The organism is Lactobacillus sp. M0390 (assembly GCF_016102085.1).
Lineage (GTDB): Bacteria > Bacillota > Bacilli > Lactobacillales > Lactobacillaceae > Lactobacillus > Lactobacillus apis.
Window position 1 is genome coordinate 129,775 of the sequence record NZ_JACFPH010000003.1, and the last position, 23,172, is coordinate 152,946.

24 protein-coding genes and 1 other annotated feature (1 of these 25 only partly in view) are annotated in these 23,172 nt (G+C 37.9%); of the genes, 7 read left to right on the forward strand and 17 right to left on the reverse strand.

Annotated elements, in window-relative coordinates; genetic code table 11:
• Positions 1-85: 85 nt before the first annotated feature.
• Both H3R25_RS07000 and H3R25_RS07005 read left to right on the forward strand, forming a co-directional pair.
• Positions 86-1,297, forward strand: coding sequence for a L,D-transpeptidase family protein (locus tag H3R25_RS07000; RefSeq protein ID WP_198194702.1), 1,212 nt, complete (start codon positions 86-88; stop codon positions 1,295-1,297).
• A gap of 118 nt (positions 1,298-1,415) precedes the next feature.
• Positions 1,416-1,832: a hypothetical protein gene (locus H3R25_RS07005; protein ID WP_198194703.1), complete on the forward strand. Its 417-nt coding sequence runs from the start codon at positions 1,416-1,418 to the stop codon at positions 1,830-1,832.
• Positions 1,833-1,959: 127 nt separating this feature from the next.
• Here the strand turns inward: H3R25_RS07005 and H3R25_RS07010 are convergent, their stop codons facing one another.
• A complete protein-coding gene (locus H3R25_RS07010) occupies positions 1,960-4,497 on the reverse strand; it encodes a M1 family metallopeptidase (protein ID WP_198194704.1) in 2,538 nt (845 codons plus the stop codon).
• A gap of 158 nt (positions 4,498-4,655) precedes the next feature.
• Here H3R25_RS07010 and H3R25_RS07015 point away from each other — a divergent pair, with 158 nt between their 5' ends.
• A complete protein-coding gene (locus tag H3R25_RS07015; RefSeq protein WP_198194705.1) occupies positions 4,656-5,021 on the forward strand; it encodes an aggregation promoting factor surface protein in 366 nt (121 codons plus the stop codon).
• Positions 5,022-5,076: 55 nt separating this feature from the next.
• Here H3R25_RS07015 and H3R25_RS07020 read toward each other — a convergent pair whose 3' ends face one another.
• The 8 genes from H3R25_RS07020 to H3R25_RS07055 all read right to left on the reverse strand — a co-directional run bounded on the left by H3R25_RS07020 (position 5,077) and on the right by H3R25_RS07055 (position 12,102).
• Positions 5,077-5,604 carry a hypothetical protein gene (locus tag H3R25_RS07020; RefSeq protein ID WP_198194706.1) on the reverse strand — a complete coding sequence of 176 codons (528 nt, stop codon included), beginning with the start codon at positions 5,602-5,604 and terminating at the stop codon, positions 5,077-5,079.
• Between the two features lie 71 nt (positions 5,605-5,675).
• Positions 5,676-5,942 (reverse strand): hypothetical protein, encoded by a 267-nt coding sequence (locus tag H3R25_RS07025; RefSeq protein WP_074426060.1) that lies wholly within the window; start codon positions 5,940-5,942, stop codon positions 5,676-5,678.
• A 175-nt stretch (positions 5,943-6,117) separates the two neighbouring features.
• Positions 6,118-6,933, reverse strand: a complete 816-nt coding sequence (locus tag H3R25_RS07030) for an alpha/beta hydrolase (RefSeq protein ID WP_198194707.1) — start codon at positions 6,931-6,933, stop codon at positions 6,118-6,120.
• Positions 6,930-7,691: a YibE/F family protein gene (locus tag H3R25_RS07035; protein WP_046306197.1), complete on the reverse strand. Its 762-nt coding sequence runs from the start codon at positions 7,689-7,691 to the stop codon at positions 6,930-6,932. Before H3R25_RS07035 ends, H3R25_RS07030 begins: the two co-directional genes overlap by 4 nt.
• Positions 7,688-8,770, reverse strand: coding sequence for a YibE/F family protein (locus tag H3R25_RS07040; RefSeq protein ID WP_370567451.1), 1,083 nt, complete (start codon positions 8,768-8,770; stop codon positions 7,688-7,690). Before H3R25_RS07040 ends, H3R25_RS07035 begins: the two co-directional genes overlap by 4 nt.
• A 163-nt stretch (positions 8,771-8,933) precedes the next feature.
• Entirely contained in the window at positions 8,934-9,713 is a 780-nt protein-coding gene (locus H3R25_RS07045; protein ID WP_198194708.1) for a transcriptional regulator, read from the reverse strand.
• A 27-nt stretch (positions 9,714-9,740) separates the two neighbouring features.
• Positions 9,741-10,826, reverse strand: coding sequence for a D-alanine--D-alanine ligase family protein (locus H3R25_RS07050; RefSeq protein WP_187158571.1), 1,086 nt, complete (start codon positions 10,824-10,826; stop codon positions 9,741-9,743).
• Between the two features lie 229 nt (positions 10,827-11,055).
• Complete coding sequence (locus H3R25_RS07055; protein ID WP_198194709.1) at positions 11,056-12,102, reverse strand: helveticin J family class III bacteriocin; 1,047 nt, start codon at positions 12,100-12,102, stop codon at positions 11,056-11,058.
• A 125-nt stretch (positions 12,103-12,227) separates the two neighbouring features.
• Between H3R25_RS07055 and H3R25_RS07060 the strand changes: the two genes are divergently transcribed.
• Positions 12,228-13,214 carry a CAP domain-containing protein gene (locus tag H3R25_RS07060; protein WP_198194710.1) on the forward strand — a complete coding sequence of 329 codons (987 nt, stop codon included), beginning with the start codon at positions 12,228-12,230 and terminating at the stop codon, positions 13,212-13,214.
• A 43-nt stretch (positions 13,215-13,257) separates the two neighbouring features.
• On the opposite strand, the gene H3R25_RS07065 is transcribed toward H3R25_RS07060, so the two are convergent.
• The 6 genes from H3R25_RS07065 to H3R25_RS07090 form a co-directional block, all read right to left on the reverse strand.
• Complete coding sequence (locus H3R25_RS07065; protein ID WP_187158574.1) at positions 13,258-13,731, reverse strand: nucleoside 2-deoxyribosyltransferase; 474 nt, start codon at positions 13,729-13,731, stop codon at positions 13,258-13,260.
• Positions 13,732-13,779: 48 nt separating this feature from the next.
• Complete coding sequence (locus H3R25_RS07070) at positions 13,780-14,607, reverse strand: hypothetical protein (RefSeq protein WP_198194711.1); 828 nt, start codon at positions 14,605-14,607, stop codon at positions 13,780-13,782.
• Positions 14,608-14,618: 11 nt separating this feature from the next.
• Positions 14,619-15,302, reverse strand: coding sequence for a TetR/AcrR family transcriptional regulator (locus H3R25_RS07075; protein ID WP_187158576.1), 684 nt, complete (start codon positions 15,300-15,302; stop codon positions 14,619-14,621).
• Between the two features lie 139 nt (positions 15,303-15,441).
• Positions 15,442-16,422 carry a ribose-phosphate pyrophosphokinase gene (locus tag H3R25_RS07080; protein WP_046305895.1) on the reverse strand — a complete coding sequence of 327 codons (981 nt, stop codon included), beginning with the start codon at positions 16,420-16,422 and terminating at the stop codon, positions 15,442-15,444.
• A 129-nt stretch (positions 16,423-16,551) separates the two neighbouring features.
• On the reverse strand, positions 16,552-17,208 hold the full coding sequence (locus H3R25_RS07085) for an alpha/beta fold hydrolase (RefSeq protein ID WP_046305893.1): 657 nt from the start codon (positions 17,206-17,208) through the stop codon (positions 16,552-16,554).
• On the reverse strand, positions 17,205-18,050 hold the full coding sequence (locus H3R25_RS07090) for a glycosyltransferase family 2 protein (RefSeq protein ID WP_046305891.1): 846 nt from the start codon (positions 18,048-18,050) through the stop codon (positions 17,205-17,207). The genes H3R25_RS07085 and H3R25_RS07090 overlap by 4 nt, the downstream gene beginning before the upstream one ends.
• Before the next feature lie 141 nt (positions 18,051-18,191).
• Between H3R25_RS07090 and H3R25_RS07095 the strand changes: the two genes are divergently transcribed.
• The gene (locus tag H3R25_RS07095; RefSeq protein WP_198194712.1) at positions 18,192-19,157 is read left to right on the forward strand and encodes a DUF1002 domain-containing protein; all 966 of its coding nucleotides are present in this window, start codon (positions 18,192-18,194) and stop codon (positions 19,155-19,157) included.
• On the opposite strand, the gene H3R25_RS07100 is transcribed toward H3R25_RS07095, so the two are convergent.
• A complete protein-coding gene (locus H3R25_RS07100) occupies positions 19,158-19,958 on the reverse strand; it encodes a ribonuclease H family protein (protein ID WP_198189070.1) in 801 nt (266 codons plus the stop codon). It lies immediately after the preceding gene.
• Positions 19,959-20,030: 72 nt separating this feature from the next.
• Between H3R25_RS07100 and H3R25_RS07105 the strand changes: the two genes are divergently transcribed.
• Both H3R25_RS07105 and cls read left to right on the forward strand, forming a co-directional pair.
• Positions 20,031-20,963 carry an alpha/beta hydrolase gene (locus H3R25_RS07105; RefSeq protein WP_046305886.1) on the forward strand — a complete coding sequence of 311 codons (933 nt, stop codon included), beginning with the start codon at positions 20,031-20,033 and terminating at the stop codon, positions 20,961-20,963.
• 18 nt (positions 20,964-20,981) lie between these two features.
• The gene (gene cls / locus H3R25_RS07110; protein WP_198189069.1) at positions 20,982-22,439 is read left to right on the forward strand and encodes a cardiolipin synthase; all 1,458 of its coding nucleotides are present in this window, start codon (positions 20,982-20,984) and stop codon (positions 22,437-22,439) included.
• A 60-nt stretch (positions 22,440-22,499) separates the two neighbouring features.
• Here cls and H3R25_RS07115 read toward each other — a convergent pair whose 3' ends face one another.
• Positions 22,500-22,976 (reverse strand): hypothetical protein, encoded by a 477-nt coding sequence (locus H3R25_RS07115; RefSeq protein WP_046305882.1) that lies wholly within the window; start codon positions 22,974-22,976, stop codon positions 22,500-22,502.
• A 131-nt stretch (positions 22,977-23,107) separates the two neighbouring features.
• Positions 23,108-23,172, forward strand: a binding site (T-box leader); it runs 177 nt beyond the window's last position.

A 23,172-nucleotide genomic window follows, 5' to 3' on the forward strand; every position in this document is an offset into this window, starting at 1 on the left:
TCTATTGCATTTTACTAGCGCCGCAATAGATGATAAACTGGAACCGCAATTATTTTATAAAAAGTTATTTATAGTGGGTAAAATTATGCAATCTAGAAAAGACTTAAAGAAACACAACAATCGCAACAACTTTTATTTAATTATGGTTGGCATCTTCATGATTTTAGCAGTTGTCTTTGGTGTTATTTTATATAACCGGCACGTTGAATCGCAAAAGGCCGCCAAAGAATTTGCTATTACTCATTTTAACCCTAATGTAACCATTTATGGTGTAAAAGTAGGAAATCTAACTGTTGATAAAGCAACGAATAAAGTTAATGCAAAAGCTAACAATATGGTTGTGTTGGAAAAAGGTAAGGTTTCAATTGAACGCGATCCCAAGCTTAAAACAATCCAGCGCGAAGAAGTTAAAAAATATTTCGATAAACAGCACACGACAATGCCTGATAAACGAATTTTTGACTACAAATACACAGATCTTGCAGCAGCTAATGATGCGCTTAAAAATGTTAGTCAAGCAAAATTGAATTATCAAATCGCTGGCAAGTCATACAAATTGCAGGCCCGCGACTTGCTTAACGAAGTTACTTTCAAACAAGGCAAGTTTAACTTCATTAACTCCGAAAACTTAACTGCCAAACTTAACCAGATTGACCAGGAAGTCACAACCTTGCACAAGAGTTATAAATTTACTGTTCCGGTCAAGAAAAAATTGAATGGCAAGGAAATTACCGTTAAAAATGAAAGTTATGGCTGGGGTGTTAACGTTAAAAAAGCACAAGCAGCAATTGAACAAGCATTCTTAACTGGTAAAACCAAATTAGATGGTAAAGACTATATTTACGGTCTAGGTTACAGTACCTACGGACTCGGCTATGGTCAAAATAATCATGGCATTGGTGACGACTATATTGTTGTTTCCTTGAAAAAGCAGGCACTTTGGATCGTCAAAAAGGGAAAATTGGTTGTTTACCTAAACGATGTAGTTACAGGAACCAAAAATGGCGGTAAAGGCAACAGAACTCCTACTGGCGTTTGGTACATTCACTATAAAGAATCCCCATCTGTTCTTCGCGGACGTAACAATGACGGCTCAAAATATGCATCACCAGTTAAATATTGGATGCCATTTACCTTAAGTGGTTGCGGCCTGCACGACGCAAGTTGGCGTGGTGATTGGACTAAGACCGCCTATCTTCGTGGTGGTTCACACGGTTGCGTTAACATTAAACCAGCTGAAGCGAAAAAAGTTTGGCGTAACGTAACTAAACATGAACCAGTGATTGTTTATGACTAGAGCTATACCAAACTGCCCTCGTGGATGACATGGCTGTGCCACTTTAAGCGGTAAAATTGATTGCTTCATAGGAGATATAATGTTTCCAAGCACAGCCTTTTAAACAGGAATGATAAAAATGAATGATGAACAATTTTTCAAATTAAGAAAGATACTAGATTTTTTTGAAAAACAAGCTCCGACAGCTATTATTGAAGAGAATGTAAATAGCGTTGAAAATTATAAGGCAGAATCTGTTGATGAGTATAATAGAGCAAAAAGATATCTTGGCGAAAATAATAATTCGTTTAAATCTTTTCATGTAAGTGTGGATTCAGCAAAAGATTTCTTGCTTTTATTGAATTTGCTGGGTGCAATACATGCAAATTTTAATATATGTTCAAAGCCTTTTATAATAGAAGGAGAAGAAAGCAGTAAGTCGCTAAAAGAAGAGAACGACTATTTTAACAATTGGATGGAGTGTTTTTCAAACTATGAATTTGTGATAGTTAATTTTGACGAAACTGCTTTAGACCATGATCAATATTACGGCTAATTTCATTAAAAAAGGCAGTAAAGTAAAGTGGCCCCCAAATTTAGGACAAATTTGGGGGCCACTTTATTTAGCATTGCTTTTCTTTTATCTAAAAATCATGACGCGATCGCCAATATTTTTAATGAAACTATTTAGTAATAGCTTCCTTAATCTTCTGGTTAACAACTGCCTGTTCTTTAGTTACCAAGTCAGCCTTGGTAGCAATAACCTTAGTATCCATTTGAATCTCTCGACCTAAACCAGGTTGATCAATTTTTGGTTCAAAGAAAGTAGTGAATTCCTCTAAGCGAACTGAAGTATGGAATGCTTTTGCCGTAACAGTTATAAAACTGGTAAATTCCATATCGCCACCGATAGTCTTTTCAAGCCAAGCCCATTCAGCACGAATCCAATCCCAAGCTAGTTGCTCACCTTGCTTGTTAGAAAGAACTGAGAAGTACCATGAGCGCAAATCTTGTGGTTTGATAATGTCATTGTTTTCAAAGTTATCAACAATTTGCTTAAGGTCTTCTTTGTCCTGAGTTGAAGTTATGGCTGCCATAAGGTCTTGCTTAAAGTATGGATCAACTGCAGTTTGATACTCTTTAACTAGGCGTTCAATAAGCTCTGAACTGTGGTAGTTTTTAGCTTCATTAATCAAAACATATGGTCGAACTGAAGCTTCAATCTTAATTAAGTCTACCTCGTTTTGGACAAAAATTTGGTGACCTGCTTTTATCACAGCTGGGTTGCCAGCATATAAAGCAGCTGATAATTCAGTTGGACGAATTTGTAGTTCATCAGCAGTATCTGTTTCTTTAGCTTCCCAGCCAAGACGTTCTACTTGTTTACTTGAAAGTTGATCAGTAAATTGCTTTAAGTTCTTTTCTTCATCAGAATCTGGTGTGACAAACTTACGTAAGCTAGCCACAGCACTGAATAAAGCACCAATTACGATGTTAGAATCAGAGTCAGCAAATTTTGGTAACAATGGCACGAGTTCTGCATATGAAATCTGGTTGCCTTGAGCTAAAAGACCCAAATCTTGCAATAATTGTAATTGATCAACAGGCTTTAAGTCGTCAACTTCAGCAATAATATCAGCCATCAGCGTTTCGTCGTAGTTAACGATAAAGTGTGAACTATTACCAACATTAAGGCGTAGTGCGTGACCTGCTTTTGCACGTAAGTCACTATAATCACCAAGATCGAGTTCTCTATCAGACATAATCTGAGGTGCGTCAAAGTTTGCATTTAGCGGAATTGCCCACTTGCGGCCAACTTCCTTACCTTCGCCAGCAAAGAATTGCTTCTGTGTTAAGATCAAATGACCATTTGCGTCAACTTTAGCACTAACTACAGGGTAACCAGGTTGATCTAACCAAGTATGCATAATTTTGCCAATGTCCAAATCAGTTGCAGTTGATAAGGCATCCCAAAGGTCATCACCAGTTGCATTGCCAAACTTGTGTTGGTCGAAATAATATTTGAGGCCTTTACGTAAGGCATCATCGCCAAGCAATGCTCTTACCATTACAAGCATCCTTGAGCCCTTAGCATAAACAATCGCACTGTCGAAAATCGAATCAATATCAGCTGGATGTTCTACTTCAACGTGAACTGATTGAACACCATCAGTTGCATCACGATTTAAAGCGGCCGGAACTTCAGAAACTTGGTATGTGTTATCCCAGACATGCCACTCAGGTTCAAGTGCATCAACTGAAACGTATTCCATCATGTTGGCGAAACTTTCATTAAGCCACAGGTCATCCCACCACTTCATTGTAACCAAGTCACCAAACCATTGGTGAGCCAGTTCGTGAGCAATTACAGTTGCAACATACGCTTTTTGGTCAGCCGTTGCATTATCTGGATCAAGTAAAATTGCTGCCTCACGGTAAGTAATTAGACCCCAGTTTTCCATCGCACCAGCTGAAAAGTCTGGCAATGCAAGTTGCCAAGAATGTGGTAATGGATACTTAGTTTGATAGAATTCTTCATAAAATTCAATTGCTCGCTTAGCAATGTCTAAAGCAAAGTCTAATTCTTTTGCTTGGTGTGCCTTTGTTGCAAAGACACCAACTTTTACACCATCTTTGGTTTCAGTCATCTTAGATTGTAATTCACCAAATGCAAAAGCAATTAGATAGCTGGACATTCTAACGGTTTTTTCAAAGTAGTGTACACCGGCTTCAACCTTAATTTCAGGCATGTTAGCAATAGTTGTTTCGCCTTCATGTTCATCATATTTCAGTGCTAAAGAAAAAGTAGCTTTAGCTTCTGGTTCATCAACACATGGAAAAGCTTGACGAGCAGAGGTTGTTTCAAACTGTGTACCAATTATCTGCTTCTTAACCCCATCTACTGTGTAATATGACGGATAAATACCCATCATGGTATCAGTTAATGGAGCAGAATACTTAATTTCAACTTCTGTCTTACCGGTCTTACCCAAATCTATTTTAATTGCTTCTTTTTCATCGTCGACTGTAAAAGGAACCTCTTGGCCTTCACTAGTCACTGAAGCAATTGTCAGGTATTTTTGGTTGACCATGATTGAATCCTCAATGGCCTCACCAGTAATTGTAGTAGTACCCTTAATGGTTTTCTGTTCCCGGTTTACCTCAATATAGAGATCATAATGCTCGGGATGGAAAGTTTCATAAAAATGTTTTACTGTCATTGTCTGCCTCCTAATATAGCAATATAACAAATTTTACCAAAACTATTCGGAAATGACATTAAAACTCGTTTGTAAGGTTTGCGTGTCTGTTTTGTAACAACAATGAAATATTGCTTGTGTAGTATTATCAGTATCAATAAATCAAGTTTGAATAGGGAATGAAGAAATTGAAAAAAAGTAAAAGTATCATTTTAAAGTTAGTCGCCGCGTTAGCCTTATCGTTTGGCTTTACCACAATTGCACAAGTAACTACTGACCACGCCAGTGTTCAAACAGTTCAAGCTGCCAAAAAGCTATCAGGTGCTGAACGTGCTGCAAAAAACTGGATTGCCATGCGTGAATCTGGTGGCAACTACTACGCTAGAAATGGTGTTTGTTACGGTAAATATCAATTAAATATCAACTACTTAAAAGGTAATTTATCACCAAAGAATCAAGAACGTGTTGCTGATAACTACGTATATGGTCGTTACGGTTCATGGGTTAACGCCAAGAACTTCTGGTTAGCTCATCACTGGTATTAAAATTCATTCCCTAAAAAAAAGTCTAACAATTTGTTAGACTTTTTTATTTACTTAATTATTTTGTTCTAAGTATTTGCTCGATCTCGGCAAAATATTTTTCCCACTGGTTTTCTTTTTGTGTGCCACATTCCTGCTTTAGCAAATACGCTAGCAATTTCTGCTTATCAGGGCGATCAAGAAACAGGTAGCTTTGCGGTATAGTGATTTCAGGCATGACACTACGTAACTGCTCCAGAGTGACCTTTTTCACTGCGCAATAATTGAGAATCGGAATAATGCAGCCATCATTTTTCGGCATAAAATAATCATATATTTCTTCATATTGGTCGTGTTGAATCAACTGGCCAATTTTAGCCAAGGTATTCGCATCATTTTGAATTAATGAGGGACATTTAATAAACAATTCAATGCCACCATTTTTACCAGTTGTGTACACAAAGGCCTGGAAGCTGTCCTTAAAGAATCGTTTACGATACTCAATCACCTTTTGACCGATTAAAATCTCGTTTACGTATTCTTCATGCATTGATAGTAATAAGGTGGGTAAAAATGGATCGTATACGCTGTTTTCAACTGTCTGCAATATTCTTCTCCCTTAAAAAATAGAAAATAAAAAGCTGTTCCTCCATCAATTGAGAACAGCTTTTTTGCTTTTTAAGCTCTGTGTCGTAATAAATGAGCCTTAGCCGGTTCTGCCTTAAGCCAGTTGGCAAAGAAGGCAAAGCCAAAAACCATCAGCGCAATAATTGCAGTCAAGATAAACAAACCATTATTACTGTTCAAAGCAATTGTTTGCTCATCTTTTAAAAAGGCGTCTGACTCATTAACTTGATTGCACAATCCAAAGAATAACATGATTAGACTGCTCAAAGTTAGTACGCCATTAATTGCTGTCAAAACTTTTATTTTCGTTAACTTCAAAAAATCATGTCCTTTCTTTTGATTCAAATATGTGCCATTATATACCCTCAGCAAATAAATGCAATACTCTTCAGCTAAAATAGTCCATTATTTAGGCACTTTTTCAAGTCTATTCTTGTTTATCAATTTAACTTTCCAAGTTAATAAAAAAAGAAGCTAATCTCCACTTCTTTTTTTACCATTCACTCTTTAACCATTCTTGTGCTAGTTCGAACCAGTGACCAGCATGTGGATTATCTTGCCATTCTCTTCCCTTAACTACCATATCAGTTCGAGCAAGTGAAAAGCCGTGACCACCACGATTAAATAAATGCGCTTCACACGGCACATTATGTTCACGTAAAGCTTCAAGGTATTCCAAAGTATTGTTGACGAGTACAATTGGATCATCCCACGCATGGAAAATAAAGGTTGCTGGTGTTTCAGCGGTTACACCTAATGCACTATTTTTAACGAAATCGTCAGCAGGCACCTTGTCCAATTCATCTTCTGGAATATCAAAGCCAATTTTAGCTAGGTTAATTAGTGGGTAGCCTAGAATAGTCTTATTTGGCAATACCGCTTTACTGGTAAAATTAAATTCTTTTTGGTATTCCGATGAATTGGCCATGCTATTAGCCAAACTAGCAACGTGTCCACCGGCCGAAAAGCCAACTGTAACAATTCTTTCCGGATCAATTTCATATTCAACAGCGTGATCACGGAAGTATTTAACCGTGCTTAAAACGTCAAGTCCTGCATCAGGGTATATATCGCCCTCATCTTGAACCAGATTATATTCCATCACTACACTATTAAAGCCGCAATTATTAAAAGCTAATGCAACCGGCTCCCCTTCGCGCAAAGATAAATGATCAAAACTACCACCAGGAATAACAATTGCGAGCGGATGTTTAGCGGTTACTAAATCTCCAATCGAATCCAAAGTGTATGTGTGCACGTTAAATGCCCTGTTGTTAAAGTTAGTTAATGTTAAATCTGTTACTTTCATTCTTTTACCTCATGCTTCACCATATTCTTTGCCAAGAAAGCCGTTGATAGGGGTACCGTTAGCAGTACGGCAATCAGCGAGTACATGACAATCAAAATTTCATTAACAAACATCTTTTCGTTGAGAATTTCACCTAAAGTGTAATTTAGCCTAATATACCATAAAAATAGGGATAAAAAGCTGCCAAACATTCCAAATAAAATCGTATTCATTGATGTTCCTAATACATCATTACCTATTTTAGACCCACTCGCCATCAAGTCTTCATGTGAAATTTCAGGATTGTGCTTTTTGATCTCTAATAAACCAGAGCTCATTGCAACTGCGGCTTCGGCAACCGCACCCAAGGTCGAAAAAATCGCAACAGCGACAGCAATTAGTGGGTAGCTTAAGCCTGGCATTTGCGATAAGCCAACCAAAATTTCACCCGCTTCTGGCCCAAGACCCGCAGCTTGAGCAAGCCATTCACAGCCTAAAATCAGCACACTGACGACTAAGCAGACAATAAACGAACAGGTAAACGAATTTTTGGCCACCTGATAGTCATGTGTCCCTAGGAAAATAATTGTTACTAATTTTAGTGGAATAAAAATCAGAATTAAAATTGGAATATTAATGCCCCATGAGATTAAAATTGCTAGCAAAATTAATAGCAGTGTGTTAATTAGTACACTGAAAAAGCTTCTAATTCCAGTTTCACCGCCAACGATGGTCATCAGAATTGCTAAAACAATAATTAGTGCCATTAACGTACTCAAATTTGCTTCCACTCCTTTCTCTTTTTCTCTTCCAAAAAGAGAAGACTACAACCTGTTGCAAAGACAACGGTCAACACAATTCCAATGGCCGAAATTACGCTTTGCGTTACGCCAAGTGATAATGTAAAGCCAAAGGTTGAGCTGAGCGTATTATTGTCACGCAAATAAATGATTGTCAGTGGTAATTCTTCTGACATAAAAATCAGCACTAGCACATTGATTAAGGGACCCATTATTTCCTGTCCCATAGTGCGACCACTTTTGACTAACTGCCTCGCCGTCAAGTCCTTTTTAGTTTGGACTAGTTCATATAAGCTAGAAACGATGTCTGTTGCCTCATCCATGACTGCACCGAGGATTCCCAGCAGCGTTTGCGCCAGGAAAATTCCGCGTGGATCTTGTGTTGCATAATCGCCTGTTTCATATTTGATTTCCGATTCTCCTGTCAGTCGCATAATCAAATAGCATAATGCAAAAGAAACAACCGTGCCAAGGATTGTGGCTAACCATGTCGCCAGCATTTTTTTATTTAAACCCTGAACAAGAACTAAACTGAAAAAGGAGAAGACAATGTCTGCTAAGCCAAACAATAGCACGATATATGAACCGTTTAATTTAATATCGGTCATAATCAACAGGTAAAACAAAGCCCAACTTAACGCCATTGAGCACATCAAGCCCAGTGCTTTTTTACCAGAAACGGCCACCATCAGTGTCATCATGATCGTAAGTGCGAGCGCAAGTATCCAATCCCTTTTAGGTCCCTGAATAGCTGGATCATTGTGCTTGATATTAACAAAAATCCGTTGACCCGCCCGATATTTTTGCGTAATCAATTGCGAAGGGTAGTAATAGTTTACTGTACGGAAGGTTTGCCCCTTGTATTTGCCCGATAAAATTTTTAAATGTAAAACTTGCTTTCTTGTTTCGTCCTTGTTGTCATAAACATCTGTACTTTTTTCGACCAGCGTATCTTTAATTTGCCTATCGCTGATGACGGCAACATCATGCTTAGTATAGATGTCTGTGGCAAAGTATGTACAAGCCGTCAAAATCAAACCAATGACTGCAACAATCATAGCAACAAGATAGCGTCGCTTAATTCTCTTCAATTTGACCATCCTTAAATCCATAATGGTTCTACTCTACCGCAAAAATAGCAATTTGGAATCTTAATTTAGCTTAATAAGTTAAAACTTAATATTAATAAAAAAACGGCTTTAAAAAGTCGTTTTTAATTATTTAGATATCCAAAAATTTTTGCCACCAGTGAGTCTTTTTGGGTTCAACCTGCATATCAGTCAAAGTTCGCAAACCACTATTGTTGGCACTTTTTTCGGCATTTTCCTTGGCTTTAGCTAATATTTCTTCATGGACTTCTTCACTTGATTTTTGGCCATCATCGACAACTTGGGCGCGCTTCTCCGCAGCCGTTAACGGTTTGTCGATGTCAGGATCAGCTTGATCGAGTAAATCTGTTTCATCATCGGTAATAATACCTGAAATATCAGGTAGCCCAGCAAAGGCACTTTCGTCAGAATCTTTTTGGCCTAGTTCTTTTTGCTTAGCTAGCAAGTCTTTGTTTTGCTTTTCAATTCGGTTCAACTGTTTCTGTAATTTATCAAGTGCCGAATTTTGTTGCACAATTGTTTGCTGTAAAGCTGTTAGCAATTTTCCCATTTGCGAAGGCGACATCACTTCTTGTTTTTCCTGCTCAGCTTTTGTTTGAGCAACTTTCTTAGTTTTATCTTTTTTATCACTAACAGCAAAAATCTGTTGGGCCGCCTCTTGTAATGTCAAACCATTATCTTGAGCTAATTTGTGAAAGTCCTTGAGGTCTTGTAAATCCTTTTTACTATATAAACGGGCTTTTTGCTTTGTCCGTGCATAATAGTCCGGCTTACCCGTCACTTTTTCAACAATCAATGAATACTTCCGCAATGTCGGGACACTTATTTTTAATTCTTTAGCAGTAGCAGCAGGTGCAGTTAACTCTTCAAAATCATGCTTATCTTTTGTCATTGATTAATACTCCCAGCACAATCTAATTTAATCATGTTTATGTAGCAGTGTCTTTTTGTGCTCGTAGCGTTCTTGAGCGTATTCAATTAGACGTGTGATTAATTCAGAGTATGGGATGCCTGCTTCTTCAAATAACTTAGGGTACATACTTATGTTAGTAAAACCAGGTAGCGCATTGATTTCGGTTAAAATTAGTTGATGATCACTTTCACGCAATGTTGAGTCAACACGTGATAAACCACTACATTCTGTAGCTTGATATACCTTCAAGGCATTTGAACGAACTTTTTCGGTAATATCTGCTGGTAAATCTGCCGGAATCTGCAACATAGTTGTTGAGTCATCATCATACTTATTTTCATAACTATAAAAAGTACCTTCAGCGTTGATAATTTGACCAACACCAGAAACGATTGGCTTATCATTACCTAGCACAGCAGTTTCAACTTCAGTTCCATGAATTGTCTCTTCAATTAAGACTTTGTCATCATATCTAAATGCATCTTCCAGTGCGTCATTGAATTCTTGTTCATTAGTTACATGATGAACCCCAACGGAAGAGCCTTGATTAGATGGCTTCACAAACAAGTCGCTACCTAATTTTTCGCTAACTTTTGCGTAATTGCGCTTATCATTATTTGCATCTTCGTATTCAAACCGCTTAATTGAAATCCAGTCAGCAACTGGTACGCCAACGCGTTGAGCTAAGATTTTCGTAAACTCTTTATCCATTGTAACTGCAGATGCCAAAACATCATCACCAACAAATGGCTTGTCGAGAATACGGAAAAGTCCCTGCAAACAACCATCTTCACCTAAATTGCCGTGAACAATTGGAAAGAAAACATCGATTTCAGGTAAATCAGCCAGCTCAATCAGATTGGAAATGTTCGCGACTTTATGTGGATTTTCTACAGTATACTTGGGATCTTCAAGAACTTTAAATGAGTCTTCCTTACTTGCCAAATAACCGTCATTGGTAATCCAAATTGGACAAACGTCAAACTTGTCCTTATCAATTGCATTATAAATATTGTGGCCCGACATAATTGATACTTCATATTCGGAGGAATTGCCACCAAAGATCAGACCAACCTGTGTTTTTCTAGTCATTTATTCTACCTCTTAACTAATGTTTCTAACTTTTTAATTATACGGCAATAAACTTGTAAAAAAGTGTAAATTAAACGATTTTTTGAAAAAATTTCCTTATTTGTTCTCTTTAATGTAAAAAAGCCCCCATTTACTGCGGCTTAGGGAACTTTTATTATGAAACAAGAAAGGTGAATTTACTTATTTTGCTAGTTACTAACTCGCTTTTTAAGTCCAGCCGTAATCTTACTTAATTATTGCTTTTCCACGTAACACGATAAAGTTTGTTGATTTTAGTGGGATTTTTCGCCAAAAATTGCTGATGGTATGCAACTGTTAAATAAACTTCATTATTGCCAATTAACTGTAAACCCTCAAGTTCGGTGTAATAGCCGGGAATTTCTAATGCAGGCTGCTCAGTCAAGTCAACCAGTTCCCAATTAAGCGGATTAGGTTCGCGCCACGGAATTTTCACAATTTTTCGATCATGTCCTACCTTGTCGCTAGCTGGCTGGCTAGATATATATAAGTCATTTTGTTCTTTGCCACTTTGATCAAAATAATGGTTAAGGGCAAAGCCCTGCAACGAGCCAACTTGACCCCTACTCCCAGACAAATTAGGAATCATAAATGCGTCCAGACAGTTAAGCTGAGTAATATCAACGGCTTTATTAGGTGCTTTTGCCTGATCAAGAGCGGTATTGAGCTCATTTAACTGATAGAGCGCAAAATAGCCATTATGATCATTGTCACCGTATGCAATTAGTGCAGCTTCTCGATCGGACGAAACAGCCAGTTCCACCCTTGCAAACTGATTACTGGCACAGCTAATTCCAAACTTATTGCCGGCATGATTTAAGCTGGTTAGGCATGGCACACCCCTAAGATTAGTTAACGGTCTAAGTCGTGGTAACTTTAGGCGAGCAATTTGGGAAGACCAACTAGACCAGCCTTGCTGCTGATTCATGTCATTGGGCTTGACCCCAACAAACCATTGCTTCTTTCGCCCAGCATTTTCAAAAGTCTGAGTATGACCTGCTACTTTTTGGGCTATTCGCAAAGTTGGCCAGCTTTTTTTAAAAGAAACATTGCGCCCTTTGAGACCGCGGTAAACAAAAGATGCGCCACCGACTTGCTGCAAGGCATACGCATGCTTTTGCCCTACATAAGTCTTTTGGACCACTACTTGACGCAAATCACGATCGACTGGACCAGTTACTCCGTCCCAATCATCTAAATCAGTAATTAATTCAATCTGAATATTATGGACTTTAGGAATTCTCTGATTAAGCGGCATTATCTTTCTCCTACACTTAAAACATACTGAAATTAGCACCTTTATTTTAGTATTTTGCAAATTTTAGCACTGGTTTGCAAACTTTTGACTTATAATAAATTGAGGATTAGGAGGAATAAAGTAAAGTGTCACGTAAAATCATTTTAATATTAACTAGCTTACTTTGTGTTCTTCCTTTTAACACTAGTGCGGTTAGTGCTGCCGAGTTCACACCAGCTGAGACAGCCAAAATTCAGCAGCTTCGGCAAGACTATAATGCTCTAGACCGTACTACCTTTAATACTACTAATCTTTATGCAGTTAAACCGCAATTTAGTCGCAAATTTAAAGAAGGCATACTAGCACCTACTTATCTTGAGCAGCAACTGGCTTATATTAACTATTATCGTCAGCTTTTCAACTTAGAACCAGTTAGTGACAATCATCAAGACAACATTAGTGCTCAAAAAACAGCAGCAGTGTTAGCGCTACTTAATGCCAACCCTTTAATTAATCAGCATAATTTACCTTACGAAAAAAGACCGAAAATCGTCAATCGCGGAACTTGGAAAATTGCACGTTCGACCTCTAATGCAGCAAATCTGAACTTTAATACATGCAATCAGTCTGCTGGAGACGTCGTAACGGATTTACTCACTGATTCATACAATCTCTCAGGAACAGATACGGGACATCGCGCCTGGCTACTGTCAACCAGGCTAACTACCATTGGACTTGGTGCAGCTTATGGCAAAAATGGTTATCGTTATTCAGTTCAAAAAGTCATCAATTCAACTGATGCTTTTCGTCTGGCTAGCCAGGCGCAAGTCGCTTATCCAGAAGCAGGTGTTTTTCCCATCGAACTTTTGAAAGGGAAAAACATTGCTTGGTCACTTTATTTTTCTGATCAAGTAATTGAAGGAACTCCGCAAATTACAATAACTGATGAAGACACTGGCATCAGTTATCAAGCTGAAAAAGTTGAAAACTTTAGTGATGCCGGCTATGGTAACTTTCAATCAGTTATTAGCTATTTACCGGGTGACACACCTTTAATTTCCGGACACGAATACCGCATCGATATCAGCGGTATCACCAGCTACCGTTTTAAATTATTTCAGTTAAAACAATAAAAGCACGATTCCCCTTAATAATGATGGAATCGTGCTTTTTTTATTAGAGATATTTTTTAACTGCTTCAAGTAAATCAGCTTCGTTATTAACAATTGTACCATTAAGTTTAATTAACCCGGTTGTATACAAGTTAACATAATGGAACTGATTCTCGGCAATTTGTCCTAATGCCTGTAGCTTTTGTTGGTTACTACTACCCTGTTGACGTGTGTCCGTATAAAGACCGATAATTGGAATTTCTTTTGCATAAGCAACACCAATTTCGCTGGCTACGCCATTATCAATGCTTAACCCGTCAAGAACTGCCACCATCAAATCGCTGGCAAGCAATTTTTCTGTGTCGGCTTGGGCAATCATCTTGGAATCAGCGTAAGCCTGCTTGTCATTGATTGAGTCGTTTTCTTGAGGTAAGTATAAATCAATCGTTTGATCTAATTGTCTAATTTTAGCTGCGAGTTGTGCATTGTAATTAAGTTCTGCCTGAGAAAACAGTGCGTTTGCAAAATAGATTTTCATGTTTGACTCCTTTGGTCATTTTTCAATCACGTATAAATAGCTGAAGCCTTAATTATTAGGAGAAGTAATCTTCCAAGGAATTGCACTGAAAACGTACAAAAGCACGCCAACAATCACAAAATCAAGGAAAATACTGCTGCCAATTTCAAGTAAATAGCCTAAAACTGCAACACCTTCAACATTAATTATAACTGGAATAAGGGCAAATATTCCTGCAACCAGTATTAGCCAAAAGCCTGCCCACATAATTGATGCGGTCATAACATGTATCAGCATCTTTTTAGTAAAAACTGCTCTTATTTCATTGAATAATGAGCGCAGACTAATTATGGCCATTATCATTAAAACAATATTTAACAATAAAAGACCAAAGGCAACATTTCCACCAACAGTGATGGTGTTCAAACTGAATGCATCCATTACTTCATATGGGGCATTACTACCTTGCTTTTTCAATTTTTCTTGTACTAGTTGCGCATCGCTTGATGCGCCCTGGTCAATATTTAAATTGATATCATGCAAAATATCATTAGCCAAAGTTAGCTTGTTTACTTTAAACCATGGCTTTAAAGTGTAATCAATAATGTGGTCGGCAATTGGTTGTGTCTGCTTAGTTGTTAATAAATTGGCATCATCAGTTTGCCGCGCCCCAATTTCCTTTGCAAGTGTATTAAAGTGCTGATTGACTTGTCTGACAACCACAACTTGATTGCTATCAGACCTAATTTGTCCTTTCATAAAAAAAGGATTGAGAAAAGTCACTGAGACCATTACCAAGGTTACAATTAATAAAATAATAAATGATAAAGCCTTTTGATATTGGTGCTTTTCTTCCTGAGTGACTCTACGCAAATCTGTTTGCGCACTGCTTGTCATATATGTCCTTTCTAGCAGACGATCTCCTTATCTTCATCAAACATTGTGTCAATTGCATCGTGAATTGCTTTAATGTCAATTGACTTAATTATCTTATGACCTGCTTCAAGTGCCTTATCTACTTGCTCTTGATTACAATGCAAAAAGCTATACATCAATGAACTAGTAGCATAATCTGCCAACTGTTCTGCAGAAAGATTGAATCGACTGCTATCGTGATAGAGGCGTCCAACGCCCGTTACAACAAAAGCAATACCATATTCTACTTCATTAAGATTGAAGTGATCTTCGTCAAAAATCTGGTTTTCTTTTACCCAGCTATTGAGCATACTACTCCAGTTATCAAGCGTTTCATTGCTACTAAAAACTTCCGAAATAATTCGCTTCAGTCCTTTGTCATAAATACCGAGCATCGCAACTGTGTAAATAAACGCTTTGGTACGAGCACAAATGTTACCTTCCTTAGTAGGATTGAACTTTTTAACCTGCTCATCCAACGTATTAAGGATATTGCGAACCACATCATCAGTTAATTTTGCTTTATGCGGATAGTAGGATTGAAGAAGCGACTTGGAAATCCCAGATTTTTCTGCAATCATCTGAAAGGATACATTATCCATTCCATTTTCCCTAATCAAATTGAAGGTATTACTTAAAATAATTCGTCTTCTCTTGAAGTTTTTACGTCGTGCCATTTATGGTTTCTCCGTTCTTACACATTTTGTTCTTATTATATCAGTGTTATGAAATAAATAAACAAAAAGACATCAAAATAGCACAATTATTGCCACGCAAAGGTTTATGCGTACAGTAAAAAGTGTATAAAATGTTAAATTACTTCAAGTCGCTCTCGCTTAATAAGTGCATAGAACGATCATTATAAACATAGTTAATTCCTCGCGCTAGCAGTAAGTCAACTGAAATACGAACCATCCGGTCAGGATAGTGATTATGTTTGATTGTGTCAGTGACAACAATCTGTTCAATTGGTAACTCATTAAGTGTTTCTAGCGCGTCTTGTGAAAGAAGTGCATGAGTTGCAGCAACATAGACCTTATTAGCACCAGCGGCCAAAACAGACTTAGTTGAAGAAGAAATTCTTGAACCAGTATCAATCAAATCATCAACAATGATACACTTTTTGCCCTTAACATCACCAATCATGTCATGAACATCAGCGTCATAGCGTGCACGGCGTTGATCAACGATTGCAATTGGGGCATCAAAGAATTGCCCAAAATTACGTGCCAATTTTGCGCCTGAGTGATCTGGTGAAACAACAACGATGTCATCCTCTTCTTTAGTTGCAATACCATTGTCAAGGAAGTATTGCGCTAAAAGTGGCATAGCGTGTAAGTGATCAACTGGCACATTGTAGAAACCTTGAATTTGCGAAGCGTGAAGATCCAAGACAATCAAGTGATCCATACCTGTTATTTGCAGTAAATTAGCAATCAACTTAGCAGTAATTGGTTCACGTGAACGTGTTTTGGTATCTGAACGTGAATATGCTAAATAAGGGATAACCACGTTAATCCGATGTGCAGAAGCACGATGGAGAGCGTCTAACACAATCTCAAGTTCCATGAAGTTTTCGTTTACTGGATCTTGAATTGACTGAATAACAAAAACATCACAACCTCTGACGCTTTCACCGATATTAACTTGAATTTCGCCATCGCTAAAATGCTGAACGGCAGTTTCGATTAACGGTTTCTTTAAAATTGTGGCAATCTTTTCATTTAAAACCGGATTCCCACTTAACCCAATTAACTTCATTGGGTGCATCAACTGAAGAATTTCTTCTTTATTCATAGCTACCTCTTTATTTAAAATACTAACTTTGCATGACCTATTATAACTAAAAAAGACTAGTAATGCCCAGAAAAGGACAAAAATCAAACAAAAAGCCGAAAAAAATCTTCGGCCCTTGTATATTGATAATTATTTAAAAAAATCTTCCATTAAATTAAGCAGTTTAAAACTTCTAACTGCATAACTTTCATGCTTTTGGCGCGGCATAATCATTAATTGTCCTTGGGGGATAATTTGACTATACCAGCGAACATGCTCAACTTTAACCCAGTCTTTTTCGCCCACAACACAATATGTTGGAATTGAAATTGCCTTTAAGCTGTCTACTGACATGAAACTTTCAGTCAATTCAACTTCGCTATCACGGTTGCGTTTTAAAAAGCGCATTACGCCTTCCGTTAAATAATGATACGGCTTAATGCCATTACCATTGACGAAAACACCAGCTACCATTAATTTCTTAAAAATAGTTTGATCTTGGCTTGCAAGCATCATTGCAACCAAACCACCAGCGTCAAAGCCAAAACAATAGCAGCCCCTAATGTCAACTTGCTTAATAAAAGCAGCGACATCATCAACTTCAGTTTGATAATGCTTGGCAATTTCACCCTCACTTAAACCGTGCCCGCGCATGTCGAGGACATAGACAGTATAATAAAGGCCAAGCGGCGCAATAATTTGATCAAACATCCCGCCATCAAGGTGATGACCATGCAAAAGAAGAAGCGGCTCGCCTTTACCAAGCTTGCTGTAATAGAGTTCATTACCATTGACTAGTTCTTTCATCGCTGATCCCTTTCACTTGCCTCAATTAGCTCATGCTTAGTGCCTTTTTCTTTTTTATGCTCTTGCCACAAGCTACGAATCATTGTTCTAATGATGAAGTAATTTGCCTTAAAGTTATCGGGAATCATTTTCAAGTTAAACTTGTGAACCATGCTATCCTTGCGTTGCCAATAATGATATAGCGGTGTACTATCGCAATAAAAACCATCGGTTAACGCAAGATATTGAACAGTAAAAATCTGGTCCTCCATAAAGGCCAAATCGCTCATAAAATGCAAATGATTATGTTTAACTACAGATAATTTATAGCCCTTATTCCACGTATAGCCCTTAACTGGTGTAGCTAAAAAATGATTGTCCATCAGTGAACCTAAGGGATTACCTACTAACTGGTATGTACGCAATTTATTCTTCATACCATGAACATTTTTCTTAGTGGCCGGAATTGACCCTTCTTTATTTTCGTAATCTAACCAAAAACCACAAGATACCATTGCTGCATCAGGATGATCATGAAAAGCACGAACGAAAAAGGCTGTGTAGCCAGAATCGACCCAATCATCGCCATCATGAAAAGTGAAATATGGTGTATCGACATTTTCAATCCCAACATTACGCGCATCCGAAAGACCGCCATTAGGCTTATTAATTATGTTGAAATAGCGGAATTGATCACGATATTGTTCCGCAATTTTTCTTGTGCTATCAGTTGAGCCATCATTAACAATTAACAATTTGAAGTTTGGATCGTCTTGCTTAGCTAAATGATCAAGCGCACGAGCCAAATATTTTTCAACATTGTAAACTGGCATGATGACAGTTAATTCAGGTTGCTGAATCATCGCACCCCTCCTTTATTGAGTTATATTATACCATCTTAAATATTAAAAATATCGTAAACTAGCCGCCTTTAAACTCGATTTTAAACTTTTATAAGCAGCATTTAGTATAATTGATAGCGATAAAAGGAGTTGATTATTTTTATGAAAAAAGCAATCTCACTTGTCGCTACAATCACGACACTGTTATTTAGTACTATTGGTCTAGTCAGACCGCAGCAGACAGTTAAGGCTGATGACCTACCGGTTGTCTGTCTTGGTTCATCCCTTACAAATAGCCAGCGCAGCGGTACTTTAAGTACTCTTAGCGATCCACTAAACGGGGCAAGCTACCAAACTATCAACATTACTGGGGCAGACTTAGTTAAATACCTCAATCCTTCGGGTTCCAACTTTACAACCAATTCTGGTGTTTGGTCCAGTGCGATGATTCAAAAAACAGCGCAAGGTAGTGGTATTAATGTAAGGATTCTTGACTATCAAGGAAGAAATAACATTACCACGATTACAGCCAATCAATACAAGAATGCAGCTGTTACCGCCGGAATTGCAGATGCTAACATCTATGTTACTAGTGCTGTGCCAATTGATGGTTCAGGCGCACTTGCCGGCGTTTACGCTGCTTACAGCAAAACAGGCGAAAATCTTAACCAAAGCCAGGTTAATGCTGCTCAGGATGAGATGGGCACATTAAGCAAAATTACCAAAGAAAACAAAGATAAAGACGGCTATTCTGATGCCCAATTGAACAACGCGGTTGCAGGAGCAAAACAAGAAATGGGTAAAGTTGGTAACAACATTAGCGATAGCCAAATTCGTGACATCGTCAACAATCAAATCAACATTAACCATTTGGGTGACACTATTAACAACAACCAAAAACAACAGATTATTAATGTTCTAATTGAAATCCGTAATTCTGGTGCGTTAAAAGACAACAAGTTCAAAGAACAAGCCGGTGTTATATCCGCGAATATTAAGAAAAACGCCAAAAATATTTTTGACAAAATCAACACACAAGAAAACCGCAATTGGCTTGAGAGAATGTGGGATAATGTTACCAACTTCTTCAGCCATCTCTTTGGTGGAGTAATTGTTATTAACTTCTAGTTACATTTGATCCATGAACTGATTGAGAGTGTGGTCTACAAATTCATTACCGCGATTATTTGCATGGCCTTTTGTCCATTCAAATTGAGCGTCGGTAAACTGATCTAGTAGTTGATCCAGTTCTTGCCAGCATCCCAAGTTAGCAATTTCGCCTGGCGTGCTCTTCTTCCAGCCACGTTTTTTCCAGCCCTTAAGCCAGCCTTTGGTGATTGGATTTAAGACATACTGTGAATCAAGGACAAATAATAGTGGTTTCTGATTAAAGCCTAATTCAATTAGTTTTTTCAAAGCTTCAATTAGCGCCGTTAATTCCATTTTATTATTGGTAGCGCCGAACTCACCATTTGAATCATAAGTTGAGCATTTTTTACCCGCTTCATCCCACTCAATTAAGTAAGCCCAAGCCGCTTTGTCCGTTTTCTTAACGTGACCACCTTTAAAGTTGCCAGTATTGCGGGTCCCGCCGTCCGTGTAAATTGTCGCAAAAAACGCTGCTTGGTCGTGCTGCATATTTACTGAGCCCTTGAGTTCTTTAGGCTTACGTTCAGCGACCGGTTGTTTTTGCTTAACATCATGGCTAGCCTGCTGAATTTTGGCAATTGCTTGTTTAAGCGAGTCTTCATCTTTTTGAAAGACCTGATCAATAGTTGGTTGATCCCAAGCCAAATACTCGGTAGCGTCAGTTACCTTGGTAAAAGATTTATATTCGGCATTAGGATAGCCATCAACTTGTTCTTTGGCCGCTTCCCAGGTGCGATAAACACCCGGCTGGCGGCCTTTTTTTACTGCATAAAATTTCATATGTACCTCAGTCACTAAAATACGATTAGCAATGTTAGAATATAGATAGTTTAATTTTTTAAGGTGGCATGTATGTTCTTCAATACTAAAAAATATAAGGAAGAAGCAGAGAAAAACCGCAAACTCAATCTAGCAGAAGAGCCAAGTAAATTCAATATGATCTCTTTGGCTATTTTAGCAACAATTGCTCCTTTGCGGATTTTTTTGCGTCTACATAAAAGAAAGATTGAGGACAACGTCACGGTTGAGAATAAACGCGGATCATTTGAACAGGTTCCAATTATCTACTTTCATGGTTTCCGCGGTGGTGATTACACCACTCAAATGATGGTTAAACAAGCCTTAGCAGATAAAGGAGACCCTCATTTTCTCAAGGTAACAGCGGATTTATGGGGTAACTTCAAACTCGAAGGAACTTGGACGGGCGACAAGAATCCAATTGTTCAGGTTGTCTTTCGGCAGCGAATCGTTGGTGTATATGCGATTGACTATTACTTACGGTTTATTTTACCCTTTTTAGCTAAAAGATATCATTTTACGCACTACTCAGCAGTTGCCCATTCATTAGCCTGCCCCTGCATTGTCAGAACGGAAATGCGTAAGTATCGGAAAAAGAATTTTCCGCACTTAGCCAAATGCGCTTTTATTGCCGGGCCTTTTGATGGCGTTACTTACATGGGTGATATACCTAATGTAAATGAACTTAACAGCAGCGGACGACCCACTGTCATGAATTTACATTACCTCTATCTCATGCTTCGACGAAAACATTTCAATTCAAATATTTCTGTCTTGAACATTTATGGTAATGTACTTGATAATACTAACAGCGATAAATTTATTTCTGTGATTTCTGCCAAGAGCATTCGTTATATTCTGGCTCCTAACGTTAAATCTTACCATGAAGTTGAAATTCGTGGGAAAAAGTACGCCGAACATAGCTGGATGCATGATAATCCACTTGTAATCAATATCATAGATAAATTTATTGGACTAAAAGATTAATTTTTCTGGAGGATTCACGTGACCCTGCTCCGCGACATTTTTTACATTATCATTATTACTAATACTATTTTAGCCTTTTACATTGTCTTTCATCGACGACGCTCAGTTTCTACCACATGGGCTTGGCTGATTATTTTGCTAGTATTTCCTGTGATTGGAATTACACTTTACGGCTTTTTTGGCCGCGGAATTTCACAGGAAAATATTTTTGCTATCAACAAACAGCACCATATTGGTTTACGCAATGTTCAGAAGTCAATTACTAAGGCACCGAAAAAAATCAGTGCTTCTGACACCTCTAACAAGGCCAAAATGGTTGTGCACTTTTTCGACCGCAACAGTGAGTCACCATTAAGTAAGAACAATCACGTCAAGTTATATACTGACGGCGAGCAAATGTTTCATGACATGATAAGTGACATTGAAAATGCTCAACAAACAATCAACGTTGAGTTCTATACTTTTTACAATGATGATATCGGCAATAAAATGCTTAATTTATTGATTAAAAAAGCCAAAGAAGGTGTCAAAGTAAAGCTACTTTACGATGCATGGGGGTCTCTCGGTGCCACTAAGGCCTGGTTCGACCAATTAAATAAAGCCGGTGGGGAGGTTCTTCCCTTTGTTACTTCCAGAAACATGATTACGCGGTATCGAATTAACTATCATTTGCACCGTAAAATTGTGATTGTCGACGGAAAGACTTCATGGACCGGTGGCTTTAATGTTGGTGACCAATACCTTGGCCGCAAAAAGAAATTCGGCTACTGGCGTGATAGCCAAGTTCGTATTGTTGGTTCTGCATCATTACTTTTGCAAGAGCGTTTTGTTATGGATTGGAACGCCTCAATTCAAGATGAAGCCCAATTGATCACCTTTAACACCCTGCTTTTCCCTGATTTAGATGAAAATGAGATTCATCCTGGTGATGTAGCGACCCAAATTATTTCTGATGGTCCCGATCGTGATAACGCCAATATGCGTAACGGGATCATTAAACTAATGTTCCAGGCGAAAAAGCGCCTGTGGCTCCAAACACCTTATTTAATTCCAGATGATGCGATGTTTGCTACTTTGCAAACAATTGCCATGTCAGGCGTTGATTTGCGCATCATGATTCCATGCAAGCCAGATCATCCCTTCATTTATCGGGCAACGCAGTGGTATGCAAACGAGCTTTCACGCTATGGCGTTAAAATTTATATTTATGACAAGGGCTTTATTCATGCCAAAACGATTGTTGTCGACGATGATTTTTCAACAGTTGGCTCAATGAATCAGGACTATCGTTCCTACGACCTGAACTTTGAAGACGTAGCTGTTTTTTATGATAAGAATTTCACTGAAGAAGTAGCAAAATCATTCGAGCAGGATATGCAAGACTCTACTTTGCTTACTCCAGAAATGATTGAGCAGCAAGGACGCTGGTTGCGGACTTTGCAAAGCTTTTCAAGAATGCTATCACCTATTTTATAAACAAAGAAAAACCCAATTCCTTTACGTTAGGAATTGGGTTTTAACTTGCGTTTAACACATTTATAGAATATCTTGAATTTCAATTCTAATACTGTTGTGTGCGTAGCTTTTAATTGTTTCAACAATCTGTGCTACACCAGTAGAAAACTGTAAATAATATTGCCGATTTTTCTGGGTTGTAATTATGCAAATAACAGCATTCTTCTTTGGGTTCGGCACTTTGATTAAAGTTACCAAAGCTATTTCTGAATATGGCACCGTACGACGAAAGTAACCGGAAACTACTACTCTTTTAGAAGCAAAACCAGTGAAACCATCAATGATGCTCATCAATAAAATGATGGCTAAAAAGATGGCTATTCCCGGATCGCCTTTTTCAAGCAGCTGCCAAGCAAAACCAATCCAAATGAAAATTATCGCCCAGATAATTGAAGAGGAACGGTAATGTCCTCTCAAGTTAATGTTGGCCTGCCAATACCAGCTATAACAAGTATAACCAAGCAGTATGGCATCCATAATAAGATAAAAACTTGCCATAAAAATTCCTCTCAGTAAATATACTTACCCATTATAACAGAACACGGCTTTTTGGTTTGCTAAAACAATTTTTGAAATAAAATTAATTTTTGCTTGCATTTTAATTAAAATAATTGTTAAATAATATTAAATTAAATGCAATGAAAAAGACGAGTAAATAATTTATCTCTTTAAGTGAACTAGTGATAGTGCGAAA

Bases quoted from the DNA above. Each gene is read 5' to 3' on its own strand.
- H3R25_RS07065 (WP_187158574.1), bottom strand. From the start codon at position 13,731: ATGAAAATCTATTTTGCAAACGCACTGTTTTCTCAGGCAGAACTTAAT.
- H3R25_RS07115 (WP_046305882.1), bottom strand. From the start codon at position 22,976: ATGGCAAGTTTTTATCTTATTATGGATGCCATACTGCTTGGTTATACT.
- H3R25_RS07070 (WP_198194711.1), bottom strand. From the start codon at position 14,607: ATGACAAGCAGTGCGCAAACAGATTTGCGTAGAGTCACTCAGGAAGAA.
- H3R25_RS07085 (WP_046305893.1), bottom strand. From the start codon at position 17,208: ATGAAAGAACTAGTCAATGGTAATGAACTCTATTACAGCAAGCTTGGT.
- H3R25_RS07095 (WP_198194712.1), top strand. From the start codon at position 18,192: ATGAAAAAAGCAATCTCACTTGTCGCTACAATCACGACACTGTTATTT.
- H3R25_RS07090 (WP_046305891.1), bottom strand. From the start codon at position 18,050: ATGATTCAGCAACCTGAATTAACTGTCATCATGCCAGTTTACAATGTT.
- H3R25_RS07100 (WP_198189070.1), bottom strand. From the start codon at position 19,958: ATGAAATTTTATGCAGTAAAAAAAGGCCGCCAGCCGGGTGTTTATCGC.
- H3R25_RS07075 (WP_187158576.1), bottom strand. From the start codon at position 15,302: ATGGCACGACGTAAAAACTTCAAGAGAAGACGAATTATTTTAAGTAAT.
- H3R25_RS07105 (WP_046305886.1), top strand. From the start codon at position 20,031: ATGTTCTTCAATACTAAAAAATATAAGGAAGAAGCAGAGAAAAACCGC.
- H3R25_RS07050 (WP_187158571.1), bottom strand. From the start codon at position 10,826: ATGACTAGAAAAACACAGGTTGGTCTGATCTTTGGTGGCAATTCCTCC.
- H3R25_RS07030 (WP_198194707.1), bottom strand. From the start codon at position 6,933: ATGAAAGTAACAGATTTAACATTAACTAACTTTAACAACAGGGCATTT.
- H3R25_RS07055 (WP_198194709.1), bottom strand. From the start codon at position 12,102: ATGCCGCTTAATCAGAGAATTCCTAAAGTCCATAATATTCAGATTGAA.
- H3R25_RS07015 (WP_198194705.1), top strand. From the start codon at position 4,656: ATGAAGAAATTGAAAAAAAGTAAAAGTATCATTTTAAAGTTAGTCGCC.
- H3R25_RS07080 (WP_046305895.1), bottom strand. From the start codon at position 16,422: ATGAATAAAGAAGAAATTCTTCAGTTGATGCACCCAATGAAGTTAATT.
- H3R25_RS07040 (WP_370567451.1), bottom strand. From the start codon at position 8,770: ATGATTGTTGCAGTCATTGGTTTGATTTTGACGGCTTGTACATACTTT.
- H3R25_RS07010 (WP_198194704.1), bottom strand. From the start codon at position 4,497: ATGACAGTAAAACATTTTTATGAAACTTTCCATCCCGAGCATTATGAT.
- H3R25_RS07005 (WP_198194703.1), top strand. From the start codon at position 1,416: ATGAATGATGAACAATTTTTCAAATTAAGAAAGATACTAGATTTTTTT.
- H3R25_RS07045 (WP_198194708.1), bottom strand. From the start codon at position 9,713: ATGACAAAAGATAAGCATGATTTTGAAGAGTTAACTGCACCTGCTGCT.
- H3R25_RS07000 (WP_198194702.1), top strand. From the start codon at position 86: ATGCAATCTAGAAAAGACTTAAAGAAACACAACAATCGCAACAACTTT.